The following is a 16345-nucleotide window of genomic DNA, read 5'->3' as shown; positions in this document are numbered from 1 at the left end:
GCTGTCGGATGAAGTGGGCCCGTCCTCAGCCCAGCGGAAGCTTGAGCGGCGGCTTGATCGTCTCGAGCACGATGATCGATTTAACGTCCCGAACGCCGGGAATGCGCAGCATGGATTTGAGCGTGATCTGAGAGAGGTGCTCGACATCGCGGGCGATGACGTGGACCAGGTAGTCCATGTCGCCGGTCACCGCATGGCAAGCGATGACATAGTCGTTGTCCTGAATCGCGCTTTCGAAGCGTTCGATGTTGACGTCCGAATGGGCATCGAGATTGATGAGCACGTAGGCGTTGAGTTCCAGCCCCAGCTTGCGGGGATCGAGCACGGGCTGGTAGCCCCGGATCACGCCCTCGTCTTCCAGCTTGCGGATACGGCGGCTGACTGGCGTCGCCGAAAGCGCGGCGTGTTCGGCCACTTGCGCCACGGGCATGCGTGCATCCTCCTGGAGCGCGGCGAGGATCTTCCGGTCGAATTCGTCCAGCGGCATGAATCATCCAATCCCAGGTCGTTTTCTGGTGGAATACACCATGATGGCCCTTCTGGGGAGCGCATTGCGCACGAAACCGGCGCGGTCCCTATGGTACTATAATAGCCATGAAGACACCGCAGACGACAACAAGCGAAAGTGGTCTTCGTGGAGAGTATGGCAAGGTGGGCGCGGACTACACCGCGACGCAGGAGTGGGATGCCTATACTCCCGCGATGCACGACAGGTGGCGCCGTCTTTATGACGCGCAGGCCGAACTGACGCGCCGGCATGGTTGCCGCGCGTTCAGGGAGGGGCTGGCTCGGCTCGACTGCGCGCAGGCCATTCCGCGCTTTTCGGATGCAAACCGCGTGCTGGAACCGGCCACCGGCTGGCGGCTCGTCGCTGTGCCCGGGTTCATTCCGGACGCGGTCTTCTTCGACCACCTGGCGCATCGCCGTTTCCCGGTCACCCGCTGGCTGCGCGAGGAGCACGAGCTCGACTACCTCGTCGAGCCCGACGTGTTTCACGACTTCTTCGGCCACGTGCCGATGCTGCTCGACCCGGCTATCGCGGATTTCCTGCAGGCCTATGGCACGGCGGGCGCGCGGGCAATGGAACTGGGCGCGCTCGACATGCTGGCCCGGCTTTACTGGTACACCATCGAGTTCGGCCTCGTGCGTGAGGACGGCAAACTCAAGGTGTTCGGGGCTGGGATCCTGTCCTCGGCGGGTGAGACGCGCTTCTCGGTGACGGACCCACACGTGCTGCGCCTGCCCTTCGATCCCTTGCGGATCATGCGCACGGGATACCGGATCGACGCCTTCCAGGAGACGTACTTCGTCCTGGAGAGCCTGCCCGAGCTCGTCGAGCGGCTCGCCGCGCTCGACCTTACACCTTTCTATGCGCGCTGGCGCCACGCGCCGCCGATTGCCCCGGGCGCTTGCCTGCCGGGTGAGACGACATTCACTAATCTGGGAGAGACTGCATGACCGACCTTTTCGAAAACCCGATTGGCCTCAATGGCTTCGAGTTCGTGGAGTTTTCCGCGCCCGAGAAGGGCGTACTCGAACCCGTGTTTACCGCGATGGGCTTTACCCGCGTGGCGCGCCACCGCTCAAAGGACGTGGAGTTGTGGCGCCAGGGCGGGATCAACTTCATCACGAACTATGAACCGCACAGTCCGGCCTGGTTCTTCGCACGTGAGCATGGCCCCTCGGCCTGCGGCATGGGGTTTCGGGTCAAGGATGCACGCGCGGCCTATGAGGAATTGCTGCGCCGCTCGGCCGAGCCGGTCCATGTCGAGACCGGACCGATGGAGCTGCGCCTGCCCGGCATCCGGGGCATCGGGAACTCGATTATCTATCTCGTCGACCGCTACGAAAGCGCGTCTGACCCGGCGGCGCTTTCGATCTACGACATCGACTTCACGTACCTGCCCGGCGTCGAACGCCATCCGGCTGGCGCGGGCTTCAACACGATCGATCACCTCACCCACAATGTCTACGGCGGGCGCATGGCCTACTGGGCGGACTACTACGAGAAGCTCTTCAATTTCCGCGAAATCCGCTATTTCGACATCAAGGGCGAGTACACCGGCCTCACCTCCAAGGCGCTGACGGCCCCTGACGGGCGCATCCGCATCCCGCTCAACGAAGAGGGCGAGGGCGGCAAGGGCCAGATCGAGGAGTTCCTGCGGGCCTTCAATGGCGAAGGGATCCAGCACATTGCCCTCATCACCGATGATCTTGTCGCGGCGTGGGACCGCCTCAAGGATCTGGGTGTACCATTCATGAGTGCTCCGCCCGAAACCTACTACGAGATGCTGGCCGAACGCCTGCCCGGTCACGGGCAGGATGTTGGCGAACTTCAGATGCGGGGCATTCTCCTCGACGGGACGACTGAGGGCGGGCGTCCGCGTCTCTTGCTCCAGATCTTCGCCGAGGCGCAGGTGGGCCCCGTTTTTTTCGAATTCATCGAGCGCCAGGGTGACGACGGTTTTGGCGAAGGCAACTTCAAAGCGCTGTTTGAATCGATGGAGCGCGACCAGGTCCGCCGCGGCGTCCTCTACGTCGAGGAAAACGGCCCGCACGACTGAGAAATACGGGGCAGGTGGTCCGTCAAGGAGCCGCCGCCTCCGCCGCGTGCCGGACCTCCCATCCTCCAGGTCGAGGTCCGGCACGCCACTGATGGAACACCGGGAGAGAATGCGATGACCCAACCTCATGCACCGTCGCTTGGCGGCATCCACCATGTCGCCTACCGCTGCCGGGATGCGAAGGAGACCGTGGACTTCTATCGGGAGGTGCTGGGCATGGATTTCCAGCTTGCCATCGCTGAGGACAAGGTGCCCTCCACCGGCGCACCCGATCCTTACATGCACGTCTTCCTCGATTGCGGGGGCGGCAATGTTCTGGCCTTTTTCGAGTTGCCTAATTCGCCCGCGATGGACCGCGACCGCGCGACGCCCGAGTGGGTCCAGCACCTCGCCTTCAAGGTGGAGAGCGAGGACGATCTGCTCGCGGCCAAGACGCGCCTGGAGGGGCGCGGGCTTAATGTCGTGGGCCCGGTTCACCACGGAGTGTTCAAGTCGATCTACTTCTTCGACCCCAACGGCCACCGGCTGGAACTGGCCTGGCAGTTCGGCACGCCCGACCAGATGGAGCGCCTCAAGGCCGTGGCGGACGACATGCTGGAGGAATGGAGCCGCACCCGCCGCGCCCCGCGGCACGCGGCCTGGCTGCATGAGGCGGCGGCGGCGGGCTGACGGTACTGGTACGCTGCCATCCTCCTTGAGCTTGGACAGCGAACAGGGAAGGGCGTCCAAGGAGAGAAAGTAAAAGGAAGAAACCACTTAAAGGGGCCATCGCCCCTTGACCCCAAATCGGGCGACTTCACCGTTCTCAGCTAGGGTGGCTTTGCGGAAGTGAGGTCGATTGTTTTGGGAGCCCGAGGGCGGTGGCCCTCGGAACTATACCGCACGTATTACCCAACGAAAAAGCCCGCCGGGGTGACCGGCGGGCTTTTCACGTCATCGAGGTGCGCTTAGCGCAGGCGCACCGGGATGAAGAGCGGCGGGTTGCCGCGTGGCTGGACGCGCAGCAGCATCGCGGAGCGCTTCTCCGACTTGGCCGCTTCGACCGCCTTGGCAAACTCTTCCTTCGAGTTCACTTCCTTGCCATCGGCGAGAAGCACGATCATGCCGCGGCGAAGGCCCTTCTGAGCCGCGTCCGAGGCGGCGTCGACGCCGGCGATCACCACGCCCTTCGAGGGATCGCTGACGCCCAGCTGGCGTGCGATTTGCGGGCTCATGTCGATCACCGAGACGCCCAGGGTTTCCTCGATCACGCCCTGCGTGTCTTCCTGGCCGCGGTTGTCGAAGGGGTTGGAGTCCGAATCGTCGTCCGGGTTGAACGCCTGGTTCAGCTCGTCCTCGCCCGGGCGTTTGGCGACCGTGGCGTTGAGCGTGATCTTGCGGCCATCGCGCAGGACCACCAGCGGAATGCGGCTGCCCGGTTCGGTGTTGGCAACGAGGAAAGAGAGCGACTGCTCGCGGTTCACTTCCTTGCCGTCGACCGAGATCACGACGTCGCCCGCCTTCATTCCGGCCTTGGCTGCCGCGCCTTCCGGCTCGACCGCCTGGATGAATTCACCCTTGTTCTTTTCCACGCCGAGCGCTTCGGCCAGATCGTCGTTAAGCGGCTGGATGCGTACGCCCAGATAGCCGCGCTCGATCGCCTCACCCTTGATGAGCTTCTGGACGATGGGGGCTGCGGTCTCGGCCGGAATGGCAAAGCCGATGCCCACGCTGCCGCCGGTCGGTGAGAAGATCGCGTTGTTGATGCCGATGACGTTGCCGTTCATGTCGAACATCGGGCCGCCCGAGTTGCCGCGGTTGATGGCCGCGTCGGTCTGTAGGTAGCGGTCATAGGCGCCGCCGCCGCCGGTGTTGCGATAGACGGCCGAGATGATGCCTGAGGTGACCGTGCCGCCAAGGCCAAACGGATTGCCGATCGCGATGATCCATTCGCCCACGCGCGACTTCGAGCTGTCGCCGAACTTCACGAAGGGGAAGGGCTTGTCGCGGTTGATCTTGAGCACGGCCAGGTCCGAGGCGGCGTCCTTGCCGACCAGCTTGGCCGGGTACTCGGTGCCGTCCGGCATGGTGACAGTGATCGACTCAACCTGGCCCTTGCCGTCTGCGGTGATCACGTGGTTGTTGGTAACGACATAGCCGTCCGCCGAGATCACGAATCCCGAACCCAGTGACTGCGCCTCGCGCGTCTGGGGCGAGCCGCCGCGGTTGCCGAACATGCCCTCGAAGGGGGTGCCGGCAAAGGGGTTGGCCTGCTGCTGGACCTGGATGCGCTGACGCGTTGAGATGTTGACGACGGCAGGAGCCAGCTGTTCGGTGAGATCGGCGAAGCTGGCCGGCGCGCCGGAGCGCGGCACGACATGCGTCATCTGGCTGGCTTCGTTCTGGGCGACTTGCGCCCCGGCGGGGTATCCGGTCGCCAGCGAGAGGGTGGCGCCTCCCAGAAGGAGGGCGGTGGTCAATCCATAAGCGTATCGCACGGGCTTCACGTCCTTTGATTCCTCCGTTGCAACGGTGTCACGGCACCGTTTGTTCCGACCCCGCACCCCGGATGAAGCGGCGCAACTTAACCGGGTTTGAATGGTGCAGGGCTCGGGCTGGTATCTGTCCAAAAATCCGGGCTGTTCAGGGCTGCCGGAAGTGCTTGAGGTAGGCATTGTCCGGTGAAAGCAACAGGGTCTTCGATCCGGTTTCGCCATCCTTGGCAAAGGACACGTCGTAGCTCTGCATGGCGCGGTAGAAGTCGTAGAAGGCCGGGTCCTTGCCGAAGCTCTCGGCATAGATTCCCGCCGCTTCGGCTTCGGCTTCGGCGCGGATGATGCGGGCATCGCGCTGGCCGCGCGCGGTGATCGTCTTGGCTTCTTCCTGGCGCGAGGCCACCATGCGGTTGAAGGCGCTTTCCTGGGCACCGTCGGGAAGATCGGCGCGCTTGATGCGCACGTCGACCACGCGGGCGCCGTACTGCCGGGCCTCGCTGTCGAGCAGGTCGCGGATGTTCGCCATCGCCTGGCCGCGTTCGGCGGTCAGCAACGAGGTGAAGGTCCGCTTGCCCAATTCCTGACGCACGTTCGAGGAAAGAATCGGGATCAGCTGTTGCGTCACGTTCTCGCTGGTGCGTGCGGTCTCGATCATCTTGACCGGATCGGTGATGCGGTAGCGGGCATAGGCATCGACATTGACGCGCTGCTGGTCGGTCGAGAGCACCTGTTCCTGGCTCATGTCGACGGAAAGCAGGCGCTTGTCGATGCGCTGGACGCGCTCGTAGCCGGGAATGTGGAAGTGGATGCCTGCATCGGTCGCACCATAGGGCGCGCCCGCGACATAGGCGTTGTAGACGCGGTTGGGCTTACCTCCGCGCACGATCACCACCTGCTGGTCTTCGGGCACGATGATGACGCTCATCCACAGGCCGACAAGGACGATGGCCAGAGAGACCAGGAGGCCGGTGTACTTCTGCATCGAGGCGCTCATTACTGGCCTCCCTTCGCGTTGGCATTCCCGTCCGCGCTGGCGGCCGGCGCGGCCCTGCGGGTCACTTCGGGCAGCGGGATGTAGGGGGTCACGCCGTCGGCCTCGGCCACGACCGTGTCGTTGTTGCGCAGGACACGCTCCATCGTCTCGTAATACATGCGCCGCTTGGTCACTTCGGGGGCCTGGCGGTATTCCTCGTAGATCTTGTCGAACTGCGAGGCGTTACCTTCGGCCTCGGCCAGCTTCTGCTGGGCCCAGGCGCGCGCTTCGGAACGGTCACGCTCGGCGTCCTGCTGCGCCACTGTCACCTGTTCGAAAGCCGAGCGGGTCTTGGATGGCGGGTCGGACTTCTTGATTTCCACGCCCTGGATGGCGATGCCCGACTTGTAGTAGTCGAGCAGCGTCTGCATGCGCTCGCGCACGTCCTGTTCGACGCGCGCGCGTCCATCACCCGAGATGGCATCGTTGAGCGAGATCTGGGCGATCGAGGCGCGCATCGCGGTTTCGGCGACCTCGCGCACGGTTTCCTGCGGATCGGCAAGGCGGAACGTGTAGTTCTTGAGGTCCTTGATGTTCCAGCGCACGAGATAGGTCAGGTCGACCAGATTTTTGTCGCTGGTGAGCATCAGCTTCTCGCCGCTGCCTTCCGGGATGGTGTCGACGTTGAACGAACGCACGTCCTCCACCTTCACGCTTTCGATCGGCCAGGGGGCCGTCAGGCTGATGCCCGAATCGATGACGCGCGAATAGCGCCCAAAGCGGGTGACGACGCCCTGTTCGCCCGGATCGAGCTGGTGGAAGCTCGACAGGAAGAGGAACAGCACGACCACGCCGCCGATGAGGAAGGGCATCCAGGAGGAGCCGTCGGGACGGCGCGGCATCTGCGGGAAGCCGCCGCCGGGGCCGCGCGGGCCACCACCACCCCCGCCCTTGCGCGGATCGCGCGAGCGGAAGATGTCCTCGATGCTGGCCGAACGGCGTGGCGGGGGATTTCCGCTGGGAAGCCAGGGATTGCGCGGGCCCGAGCTGTCGCCCGAACCGTCGCCGGATCCGCCATTGTCGGTGTCCTCGCCGCCCGAACTGTCATCCGAGCCACGGCCGTCCTGGCCCGATCCGGTGCCATCCTCGCCCGATGAGCCGCCGCCCGAGCCCCAGGGGCTGTTGCGTCCGGCCATCTTCAGGCCTGCTCGCGTAATTGCATCGCCAATCGCTTTCATGGCGTTATCTATAGGAAGGCTTGGACCAAAAAACACCCTTGCACCGAAAAACAGGGCCACTCTTGCCCTTTTTCCTTCGCTGGGCCACCTGAGCGCCATGAACCGCTCACAATTTCGCAAAGTGACGCCCCTGTCATGAGCAGCCCCGACAGCACTCCCGATACCGAGGCGCTGCGCGCGCTGCTTCCCGCCCAGGCGCGCGAGCGCCTGCAATCGCTGCGCTGTGCCGAAGGCACGGCGACGTTGATTCTGGAGGCATCCGGGCTTTCCGCCCGCGATCGCGCCGCGCTTGAGATCGCGTCGCGCAAGGCGCTGCTGCGCGAAGAGGATATCGCCGAAGTGCGCATCGCCTTCATGGCCGACAAGGACACCGGTCCCGTCAAGGCGGCCCCGCGCATCCTTGCGGTCGGCTCGGGCAAGGGCGGGGTCGGCAAGTCGACGCTCTCGACCAACCTGGCTGTTGCCCTCGCGCGGCAGGGGCTCAAGGTCGGCCTGGTCGATGCCGATATCTACGGCCCCTCGCAGGCGCGTCTGCTCGGCACCGAGGGGACAAAGCCCGTCGCCCATGACAAGCGGCTGGTCCCGGTGGCGAGCTCTTGGGGCGTGCCGGTGCTTTCGATGGCGCACCTCTCCGAACCCGGGCAGGCCATCGCCTGGCGCGGGCCGATGGCGGCAGGTGCGTTGACCCAGCTCCTGGAAGCCCACTGGGAAGACGCCGACGTGCTCGTGGTCGATCTGCCGCCGGGCACGGGCGACGTGCAGCTGACCATGCTCCAGAAGTTCAAGCCAGCCGGGGCAGTCATCGTTTCGACCCCGCAGGATCTGGCGCTGATCGATGCGACCCGCGCGATCGATCTCTTCACCAAGGGCGGCGTCCCCATCGTGGGCCTGGTCGAGAACATGGCGGGCTACATCTGCCCCCATTGCGGCGAGGAAAGCGATCCCTTCGGATGCGGAGGGGTACAAGCCTCGGCGCAGGAGCTGGGCGTGCCTTTCCTGGGGCGCATCCCGCTCGACATCGCCATCCGCACCCAGAGCGATGCCGGGACACCGCCTGCGGCCGGTGATGGCAAGCAGGCCGAGGCCTTTGCCGCGCTGGGCCAGCAGATCGCCGGGTGGCTGAATAGCATGGCGGTCGCGGAGAGCAACTGATGCGCGTCACGCGTCGGGGCATCCTGGTAGGGGGACTTGTCGGTGGCGGGCTTGCCATTGGCTGGTTGCTGCGCCCGCGCAGCTTTCCGCTACCGCTCCAGCCCGGGCCCGACGAAAAGGCTTTCGATGCCTGGATCAAGATCTCGCGCCATGGCGTCGTCACTGTCGCCGTCCCGCAGGTGGAGATGGGGCAGGGGATCACCACGCTACTGCCACAGATCGTCGCGATGGAACTGGGCGCGGACTGGCGCCAGATTGCTGTCGAGCCCGCGCCGGTCAGCGCGCACTATGCCAACACCGTCCTCGCCGCCCGCTGGGGCGAGATGTGGTTGCCCGCCGCCCCGCGCCTCGTCGAGCAGCCCGAGGACCTCGTCACCCGCCGCTGGGCGGAGGACAACCGCTTCAACGTTACCGCGGACGGCACCGCGCTCGCCGCCTACGAAGCGCCCGCGCGCGCTGCGGCGGCATCTACCCGCGCGCTCCTGATGCAGGCGGCGGCCCAGCGTTGGGGCGTGGCCTGGGAGGAATGCACTGTTGCCGATGGCCTTGTCCGCCATCAGGAGCAGACCTTGCCCTTCGGCGCGTTGGCCGAGGCGGCGAGCCGCCTTGACCCGCCCGATGTGCCCCCGCTCCAGCCCGTGGCGCCTGCCGAGGACCCGAGCGACTTCCCGCCCGGCGCCGAGCTTGCCTTCCCGCGCCTTGATCTTCCCTCCAAGGTCGATGGCTCGTGGACCTTTGCAGGCGATGTGCGCTTGCCCGGCATGCTCCACGCCGCGATCCGGCACGGCCCCATTGCGCAGTCAAGTCGCCTCGAAACGATCGACGAGGCCCGCGGGAAGGACGTGCGCGGCTTCGAGCGGATCGTGAAGGGTGAAACGCAAGGCGTTGCCTGGGTGGCCGCGCTTGCCAGCAACCGATGGGCGGCCGAGACCGCGCTGGAGCGTATGCAGCCGCTGTTCCGCTTCGCCGGGGGCGTCGACAGCGCCGAAGTCGAGGCCGCGCTCGACACCGCCCTTCGCGATGGCCATGCCCGCCGTGTCTTCGGACAGGGGGAGATGGATCTTACCGGGGGCGCACTGCCGATTCAGTTGCGCTACGAGGTCGCGCCCGCGCTCCATGCCGGGATCGAGACGGCGGCGGCCACCGCGCGGCTTGCGGACGGACTCCTCGAATTGTGGATCGGGACGCAGGCGCCCGAGGCGGCGCGGCGCATGGCGGCCGAAGCCGCAGGGCTCTCGCCTTCGCAGGTCGTGCTCTACCCCATGGCGCTGGGCGGTAGTTTCGACCGGCGGCTCGAAGTTGCTCTTGCAGGCCAGGTGGCGCGCCTTGCGCAGGAGGCGAAACGGCCCGTCCAGCTCGTCTGGTCGCGCGCCGAGGAGCATCGCGCCGGTTTTCCGCGCACGCCCGCCGTCGCGGTCATGGCCGGGCGTCCGGACACCAACGGAGGCATCGGGGCCTGGCGGGCGCGCATCGCGGTACCGGCCAGCGCGCGCGAGTTCGGCCGCCGCCTGATCGATGGCGACACACCGGCTCAGGCCATCGCGGCGGTCGACGGCGAAGAGGATGCACTGGTCCTTGAAGGCGCGGTACCTGTCTACGCCATTCCGCATATCGAGATCGATCAGGTGCCTGCGCGCATTGCGCTGCCCACCGGGCGCCTTCGCGGCAACGCGCATGGCTATACCGCCTTCTTTACCGAGTGTTTTTTCGACGAGATGGCCCATCGCCATCAGAGGGAGCCTCTGGCGCTGCGCATGGCTTTGCTCGGCCGGACGCCGCGCCTTGCCGAATGCCTGCAGCGTGTCGCCTCCCTGGCGCAGTGGGACGGGGGCGCGGACCAGAGCGGGCTTGGGCTTGCCTGCCATGCTCTGCGCGGAGGCTACATCGCGGCTATCGCCAGTGTCCGGCGCGAGGAAGGTGGGGTGAAGGTCGAACGGCTGAGCGCGGTGGCCGATATCGGGCGGATCGTGAACACCGACATTGCGCGCCAGCAGATCGAAGGTGGCTTGCTGTTCGGTCTCGGCCTCGCCCTAGGCTGCAGCACGCGCTACGTGAAGGGCCGCCCCCAGACCGAAACCCTGGGCGAACTGGGCCTGCCGACCTTGCGGGACACGCCCGAGATCGAAGTAGCCTTCGTCACCAGCGATTCCGAGCCGGTTGATCCCGGCGAACTGGGCGTTGCGGTCGCGGCGCCCGCGCTTGCCAATGCACTTTTCTCTGCAACCGGGCTTCGTTTCCGGCGTTTGCCGCTTTTTTCCGAGGAACTGTGATGCTGCGTCCCGACACTCATCCGGCGGCCCCTGTGGGGCGTATCGGCGTTCTGCTGGTCAACCTGGGTACGCCTGAGGCGCCCACGGCGCCGGCCGTGCGCCGCTATCTTGCCGAGTTCCTGTCCGACCCGCGCGTGATCGAGATCCCGCCGCTGGCCTGGAAGCCGATCCTGCACGGCATCATCCTGCGCACGCGTCCGGCCAAGTCCGGGCATGCCTATAGCCAGGTCTGGACCGAGAAGGGCTCGCCCCTGGCGGCCATTACCAGCGACCAGGCCGAGGCGCTTCAGGCGCGCCTGAGCGGGATAGTCCGGGTCGACTGGGCGATGCGCTATGGCAATCCCTCGATCCCCGACCGGCTGCAGGCGCTGAAGGACGAGGGCTGTGACCGCATCCTCATTGCCCCCCTCTATCCACAATATTCGGGCGCGACGACGGCCTCGGTCATGGACAAGCTGGGCGAGGCGCTGAAGACGATGCGTTGGCAGCCTGCCATTCGTACGCTTCCCCCCTACTACGACCATCCCGCCCATATCGCGGCGCTGGAAGAGGACCTCGCCGCGCAGATGGAGGCGCTGGCGTTCAAGCCCGAGGTGCTGCTGCTCTCCTTCCACGGCATGCCCGAACGCACGCTGCATCTGGGTGATCCCTATCACTGTCAATGCCGCAAGACCGCGCGTCTGCTCTCCGAACGGCTGGTCGGGCGCTTGCCCGACCTGCGGGTCGAGACGAGCTTCCAGTCGCGCTTCGGGCGGGCCAAGTGGCTTGAACCGGCGACCGACGTGGTATTGGCGAAAGAAGCCGCTGCGGGCACGAAACGGATCGCGGTTGCGGCTCCGGGCTTTTCGGCCGATTGCGTGGAGACACTGGAAGAACTCGCCCTGCGCGGACGCGAACAGTTCGAGGAGGCAGGTGGCAAGGACTTCGCGACACTGACGTGCCTCAACGCCAAGCCCATAGGCATTGAGATGCTCGAAGTTCTTGTTCGTCAGGAGCTTGGCGGGTGGTGACAGGAATTTAACCGCGCCGCTCGATTGACGTGGTTCCTCTTTGTTCTACTCCTGTTCTATCGGAAGTTTACGGAGTCGGGCAGATGCGAGGGACGGACGTTTCGCAACGAGATTTCGCTTACGGGGAGGCCGGGCAGGCGCGTACCCGGCTCTCGATTTACGCGGACAGGCCCAATCTGCGCGCGGGCGCGCGCGAAGACGCTGTTGCCGCCGGGCTGGAAGTGACCGCTACGGGGAGCTTGGAGGACCTCGCGTTCGAGGATGTCCGGCCGCTGGGCGACATTGTCCTTGTCGACTGCCCGCAGGTGGATGCGCGCGGCACCGCCATGCTGGCGCGCCTCGATCAGATGGCCAGGCGTTCGGGTACACGGCTCATCGTCTCAACCTCGGTGGAGGCGCTCGACAGCGTCTTTTCGTGCATGGATCAGTCCGACCCGATCCTGCTGGTCGATCCCGACCGGGCTGAACGCGTGCTGGCGCTGGGACGGGTAATGGCGAGTTTCGGTCAAACGCGCCTGCGCGAACTGTCCGAAGACGACCGCCTGATGCTGCTGCGGCTGACCGAACAGGTCGGCCAGATCGCCGGACAGATCCAGCGCCTGGGACCCGGATCGGGAGCAGGGGCACCTGGCAGTGGTCCTGTTTTCGACTTCGGCCAACGGGTCGAGACCAAGCCCGGAGAGGCCGCCAAGGCCGATACGCCGCTTGAAATGCCCCCGCCTGCACTCGTGCGCCGGATCCTGCGCCAACGCGAGCAGCGCAAGCGCTTCTTCGAAGGCAACCTCTTTGCCGATCCGGCCTGGGATATGCTGCTCGATCTCACCGCCTCGCAAGGAGAGGGGAAACGGGTTTCCGTGACGTCGCTGTGCATCGCCTCGGGCGTGCCACCGACGACGGCGCTGCGCTGGATCAGCCAGATGGTGGAGGCCGGGCTGTTCGTGCGCGTGTGCGACGACAGCGACCGGCGGCGGGCCTTCATTGCGCTGTCCCAATCCACGCAGGATGCGATGGCGCGCTATTTCGCACAGCTCGAACTGTCTGGTGCGATGCCGCTTTGAATATGGCCGAGTTCGGCCTCAATGGACCATGGCCCATTGATCGCGGGATCGGCAACCTCGGCTGTCTCGGCGAAGGCGGCGGACGGGACGTGAGGGGGCCAGTTGCGGGGCCCGGAGGAGCTGCCAAGCCGAATTAAAGGCGCCGTACACCGCGCACCCATTGCGAGGCGATCTGCTTGAGCATGGCGCGATCGTCGGGGAGTTGGGCGGCATCGTTGAGCGCGCGCGTATCGAGAAGTACGCGCGGATCGAGCGGTTCGACAAAGGCAAGGCCGCACTGGTTGTGGGCGCACCAGACGACCTCGCCGAACGCTTCGTGGCGCCCCCAGGCGAGCACGACCTCGCTGCCTTTGGTGAGCCGGGCGTCGGTCAGGAAGCGGGCGCCGTTGCCGGAAAGATCGGCCAGAATGACCTGGAAGTCTTCGGCCAGAGTCTCGATCCGTGCGGGTAGCCGAACGCGCAGGCGGCTCTGGCTGCGCCGTCCGGAGGCTACCTCGGGATGGTTCTCAAGCGCGCCTCGGCTGATGGTCCTGCGGCGTACATGGCGATGGGAAGGGTCGGTCTCGCGCATGGCGCCCATCTTGTCACGCAACAGGCTGCGGCGGCGTTAGGGCGGGACTCACGAAATGCCCTATCCGCAATTGTGCGGAAGAGGGCAGGCGAAGTTGCCGCCGTCGGGACGCGCCAAGGCATACAGCCTGATTGCGTCCTCTGAGCTGGCGGATCACGAGTCGGACAAAGTGGAAGGCGCGCACTCATCCTTACAAGGGCCTGTCGCTCCTTGCCCCCTTAATGGGCGTCCTCACCATTCCTGGACAAGGTGGCGTGGAAAATGTGCGCTGGGCAGTTAAGGGAGCCCGAGGACGAGGGTTCTCGGTCCCGTTTTCTGACCTTGGCCCAGATTCCGAACGGGATGTGCAAGGTGAACGTCCGGCTGGGCCCTTCTCTGGCGTGGAACCTCCCACAGCGGCACTTGGGAGCTTCCTCTCCTGCCTGATACCTGCGCTACAGCTGGCGCTTCTCCAACTTGCGGGCGAGAGTACGGCGATGAAGGCCGAGGCGGCGGGCGGCTTCGGATATGTTGAAATCGCATTCCACCAGGGTCTGGTGGATATATTCCCATTCCAGCGTCTTGATCGAGGTCTTGCGCCCCTCGACCGGGATGCTGGCGTCGCCCTGCTTGCTGGCGAAGGCGGCCTCGATGTCGTCGGAATTGCTGGGCTTGGCGAGGTAGTGCGAGGCGCCGAGCTTAATCGCCTCCACGGCGGTGGCGATGCTGGCAAAGCCGGTGAGGACGACGATGTGCGTGTCCGGATCGTGCTCGTGCAGATCCTGCACCACGGTGAGGCCGGAATCGGTGCCCAGCTTGAGGTCGACGACCGCGTAGGCGAAGTGCTCGGTGCGGGCGAGCTCGGCGGCCTCCTGGGCGCTCGCGGCGCTGGCCACACGGTAGCCGCGACGTTCGAACGAGCGTGCCAGCGTGCGCGAAAACGCCGGATCGTCCTCGACGATAAGCAGGCTGGGAGTAGGGGCCTCTGTGCGGGCTGGCCCGTCTTCGGGCAAGGTGGTCATGGCGTGTCGTCCTTGGTGTAGGCAAGCGCGGCAAGGGGCAGGATCAGGCGAACACGGGCGCCGCCCGCTTCCAGGTTCGCGACCTGAACCTGTCCGCCAAGCTTGCGCACCACGTTTACGACAAGGAACAGCCCAAGGCCACCGCCCGGACGCCCCTTGGTCGAGGAATAGGGCTGGCCGACCCGCGCCAGCATCTCGGGCGTGAAGCCCGGGCCCCGGTCGGTCACGGTGACGAGGATGTCCTCGCCGCGGCGTTCGAGCGCCAGCACGACGAGTTCGGGCGATACCTCCTGCGCGTTGTCGATGACGTTGCCGATGACCTGGCGCAGCCCTGGATCGGCGACGATCACGATGTCCTCGCCGATTTCGTCGAGGAAGCGCAGTTCGCCCTCCCGGCGCGCGTCCCATTCCGCGAGAAGGTCCTCGAAAAAGGCGCGCACGGTGGTGACGGCCGGGTTCACGCCGCGCATCTCGCCCGCCGACATGAGGATGCCGCCGACGATGGTCTTGCAGCGTTCGAGCTCGGTGCGCATGGCGGTGAGGTCCTCGTTCAGCTCCGGATCGTCGGCGATGCGGGGCAGGCGGGCCCAGTCCCCGAGCACGACCGAGAGCAGCGAGAGGGGCGTGCCCAGTTCATGCGCGGCGCCCGAGGCGAGCAGGCCCATGCGGATGATGTGGTCTTCCTCGACCGCCTGCTGCTGGAGCTCGGCGAGCGCGCCTGCGCTCTCGCGGCGGTTGCGGTCGAGCCGGATCACGAAAACGACCAGCAGCACGGCGGTCAGGATGAAGCAGAACAGGCTGCCCAGGAGGTAGAGTCCGAAGGGGTTGTCGAGGTGCTCGGCGGGCAGTTCGAGTGGGATGTAGACGAAGGTGAGAGCAAAGACGGCGAGGCTTGCGATGGCCGCGATGGCCCAGCTCCACTGCTTCTCCAAGATGACCGCGCCGATCACGATCTGCAGCAGGAACAGGAAGGTGAAGGGGTTGGTCGCGCCGCCCGAGTGGTACAGCTGCCAGGTGAGTACGCCCACATCGATAAGGAGGGCGGAGAACAGCTCGGGCTGGGGGAAGCTGGTACGCCGCGCGAGGACGCCTGCGATCGTGAAGTTGAGGACGATCAGGAACAACGGCGCCAGCAAGAGGGGGCCCAGCGGCAGGCGCACCGCGAAAAGCTGGGCCACCCCCACGATCGTCACAAGCTGGCCGATCACCGCGATCCAGCGCAGCTGCATCAGCAGGTAGACGTTGCGCCAGCTTTCCGAGCGGGTCGCGGGGGGCGGGGCCATGAGGTGCATCAGGCCAATGAGCGGCCTGTGCGGCTCCATGCAAGAAAAATTCCGAAAAGCGAAAGTGCGCAAAGCGCAAACCAGGTCAGCGCGTAGACGAGGTGGTTGTCCGGAAAGTTGATGACGGTGAGGCCGGAAACGGGCATCTCGCCCTTGGCAGGACGGTTGGCCTTTTCTTCCTGGACGTCGATGAAGACCGGTTCGCTGCGGCCTGCTCCGCGGGCCGCCGAAAGCGCTGCGAGGTCGCGCGAGTACCAGCGCTCGTCGGCGGGGCGGTTCGATTGCAGGAGGCTGCCGCCGGGTTCGGAGAGGCGCACGAGGCCGATGACGCGGACGGGGCCGTCCGGCGCGCTGGCGCGGGCGGTGGCAAGATCCGTGCCCGAGGGCAGGTAGCCCCGGTTGACCCAGACCTTGCGACCCTCCCCGGTTTCAAGGAGAGTCATCGTCCAGTAACCGGTGCCAAGGGCCGTGGCCGCGCGCACGAGGGCGGTGGCGGCGGGCCGATACTGCCCGGCGATCTCGACGCGCAAGTATTCGTAGGAATCCTTGTGCATTTTGCTGAGCGCATCGGGGGTGGGAAGCGTGACGGGCGCGGCGGTGACACGTGCATTCACCCGGTCGATCAGGTCATGCTTCCAGTGCATGCGCTGAACCTGCCAGATGCCCAGCGCAAGGAAGAGGACTGCCGCCAGAAGGAGAAACGCGGCAAGCCCCCAGGGCCGCCGCGCTTCTTTCTGCGTGTCCATGTCGG

Annotated in this window: 15 protein-coding genes; 7 read left to right on the top strand and 8 right to left on the bottom strand. The window is 65.8% G+C overall.

The window, feature by feature from the left end; genetic code table 11:
- Positions 1-25: 25 nt before the first annotated feature.
- The gene (locus FMM79_RS18110) at positions 26-487 is read right to left on the bottom strand and encodes an Lrp/AsnC family transcriptional regulator (RefSeq protein ID WP_148628841.1); all 462 of its coding nucleotides are present in this window, start codon (positions 485-487) and stop codon (positions 26-28) included.
- A gap of 107 nt (positions 488-594) precedes the next feature.
- Here FMM79_RS18110 and phhA point away from each other — a divergent pair, with 107 nt between their 5' ends.
- The 3 genes from phhA to FMM79_RS18095 all read left to right on the top strand — a co-directional run bounded on the left by phhA (position 595) and on the right by FMM79_RS18095 (position 3233).
- Positions 595-1458, top strand: a complete 864-nt coding sequence (gene phhA / locus FMM79_RS18105; RefSeq protein ID WP_148628840.1) for a phenylalanine 4-monooxygenase — start codon at positions 595-597, stop codon at positions 1456-1458.
- The gene (hppD, locus tag FMM79_RS18100) at positions 1455-2564 is read left to right on the top strand and encodes a 4-hydroxyphenylpyruvate dioxygenase (protein ID WP_148628839.1); all 1110 of its coding nucleotides are present in this window, start codon (positions 1455-1457) and stop codon (positions 2562-2564) included. The genes phhA and hppD overlap by 4 nt, the downstream gene beginning before the upstream one ends.
- A 114-nt stretch (positions 2565-2678) precedes the next feature.
- Positions 2679-3233, top strand: a complete 555-nt coding sequence (locus FMM79_RS18095) for a VOC family protein (protein ID WP_148628838.1) — start codon at positions 2679-2681, stop codon at positions 3231-3233.
- A 278-nt stretch (positions 3234-3511) separates the two neighbouring features.
- Here FMM79_RS18095 and FMM79_RS18090 read toward each other — a convergent pair whose 3' ends face one another.
- From FMM79_RS18090 to hflK, 3 genes are all read right to left on the bottom strand, one after another.
- Complete coding sequence (locus FMM79_RS18090; protein ID WP_240339310.1) at positions 3512-5041, bottom strand: Do family serine endopeptidase; 1530 nt, start codon at positions 5039-5041, stop codon at positions 3512-3514.
- A gap of 145 nt (positions 5042-5186) precedes the next feature.
- Positions 5187-6032 (bottom strand): protease modulator HflC, encoded by an 846-nt coding sequence (gene hflC, locus FMM79_RS18085; protein ID WP_148628836.1) that lies wholly within the window; start codon positions 6030-6032, stop codon positions 5187-5189.
- Positions 6032-7207 (bottom strand): protease modulator HflK, encoded by a 1176-nt coding sequence (gene hflK / locus FMM79_RS18080; protein ID WP_148628835.1) that lies wholly within the window; start codon positions 7205-7207, stop codon positions 6032-6034. Before hflK ends, hflC begins: the two co-directional genes overlap by 1 nt.
- Positions 7208-7384: 177 nt before the next feature.
- Here hflK and FMM79_RS18075 point away from each other — a divergent pair, with 177 nt between their 5' ends.
- The 4 genes from FMM79_RS18075 (at position 7385) to FMM79_RS18060 (ending at position 12739) form a co-directional block, all read left to right on the top strand.
- The gene (locus tag FMM79_RS18075; RefSeq protein ID WP_148628834.1) at positions 7385-8401 is read left to right on the top strand and encodes an Mrp/NBP35 family ATP-binding protein; all 1017 of its coding nucleotides are present in this window, start codon (positions 7385-7387) and stop codon (positions 8399-8401) included.
- Positions 8401-10671 (top strand): molybdopterin cofactor-binding domain-containing protein, encoded by a 2271-nt coding sequence (locus tag FMM79_RS18070; RefSeq protein WP_148628833.1) that lies wholly within the window; start codon positions 8401-8403, stop codon positions 10669-10671. The genes FMM79_RS18075 and FMM79_RS18070 overlap by 1 nt, the downstream gene beginning before the upstream one ends.
- Complete coding sequence (gene hemH, locus FMM79_RS18065; RefSeq protein ID WP_148628832.1) at positions 10671-11681, top strand: ferrochelatase; 1011 nt, start codon at positions 10671-10673, stop codon at positions 11679-11681. The genes FMM79_RS18070 and hemH overlap by 1 nt, the downstream gene beginning before the upstream one ends.
- Before the next feature lie 83 nt (positions 11682-11764).
- Positions 11765-12739 (top strand): MarR family transcriptional regulator, encoded by a 975-nt coding sequence (locus tag FMM79_RS18060; RefSeq protein WP_148628831.1) that lies wholly within the window; start codon positions 11765-11767, stop codon positions 12737-12739.
- A gap of 133 nt (positions 12740-12872) precedes the next feature.
- On the opposite strand, the gene FMM79_RS18055 is transcribed toward FMM79_RS18060, so the two are convergent.
- The 4 genes from FMM79_RS18055 to FMM79_RS18040 all read right to left on the bottom strand — a co-directional run bounded on the left by FMM79_RS18055 (position 12873) and on the right by FMM79_RS18040 (position 16340).
- The gene (locus FMM79_RS18055; RefSeq protein WP_148629000.1) at positions 12873-13310 is read right to left on the bottom strand and encodes a PilZ domain-containing protein; all 438 of its coding nucleotides are present in this window, start codon (positions 13308-13310) and stop codon (positions 12873-12875) included.
- A 434-nt stretch (positions 13311-13744) separates the two neighbouring features.
- Entirely contained in the window at positions 13745-14311 is a 567-nt protein-coding gene (locus FMM79_RS18050) for a response regulator transcription factor (protein ID WP_148628830.1), read from the bottom strand.
- Positions 14308-15633 (bottom strand): ATP-binding protein, encoded by a 1326-nt coding sequence (locus tag FMM79_RS18045; RefSeq protein WP_371710956.1) that lies wholly within the window; start codon positions 15631-15633, stop codon positions 14308-14310. Before FMM79_RS18045 ends, FMM79_RS18050 begins: the two co-directional genes overlap by 4 nt.
- Positions 15603-16340 (bottom strand): SURF1 family protein, encoded by a 738-nt coding sequence (locus FMM79_RS18040; RefSeq protein WP_240339299.1) that lies wholly within the window; start codon positions 16338-16340, stop codon positions 15603-15605. The genes FMM79_RS18045 and FMM79_RS18040 overlap by 31 nt, the downstream gene beginning before the upstream one ends.
- Positions 16341-16345: the final 5 nt, after the last annotated feature.

Source organism: Novosphingobium sp. BW1 (genome assembly GCF_008107685.1).
Classification (GTDB): domain Bacteria; phylum Pseudomonadota; class Alphaproteobacteria; order Sphingomonadales; family Sphingomonadaceae; genus Novosphingobium.
Note: the sequence above shows the minus strand (reverse complement) of the source record. Positions and strands in the feature narration are given on the sequence as shown.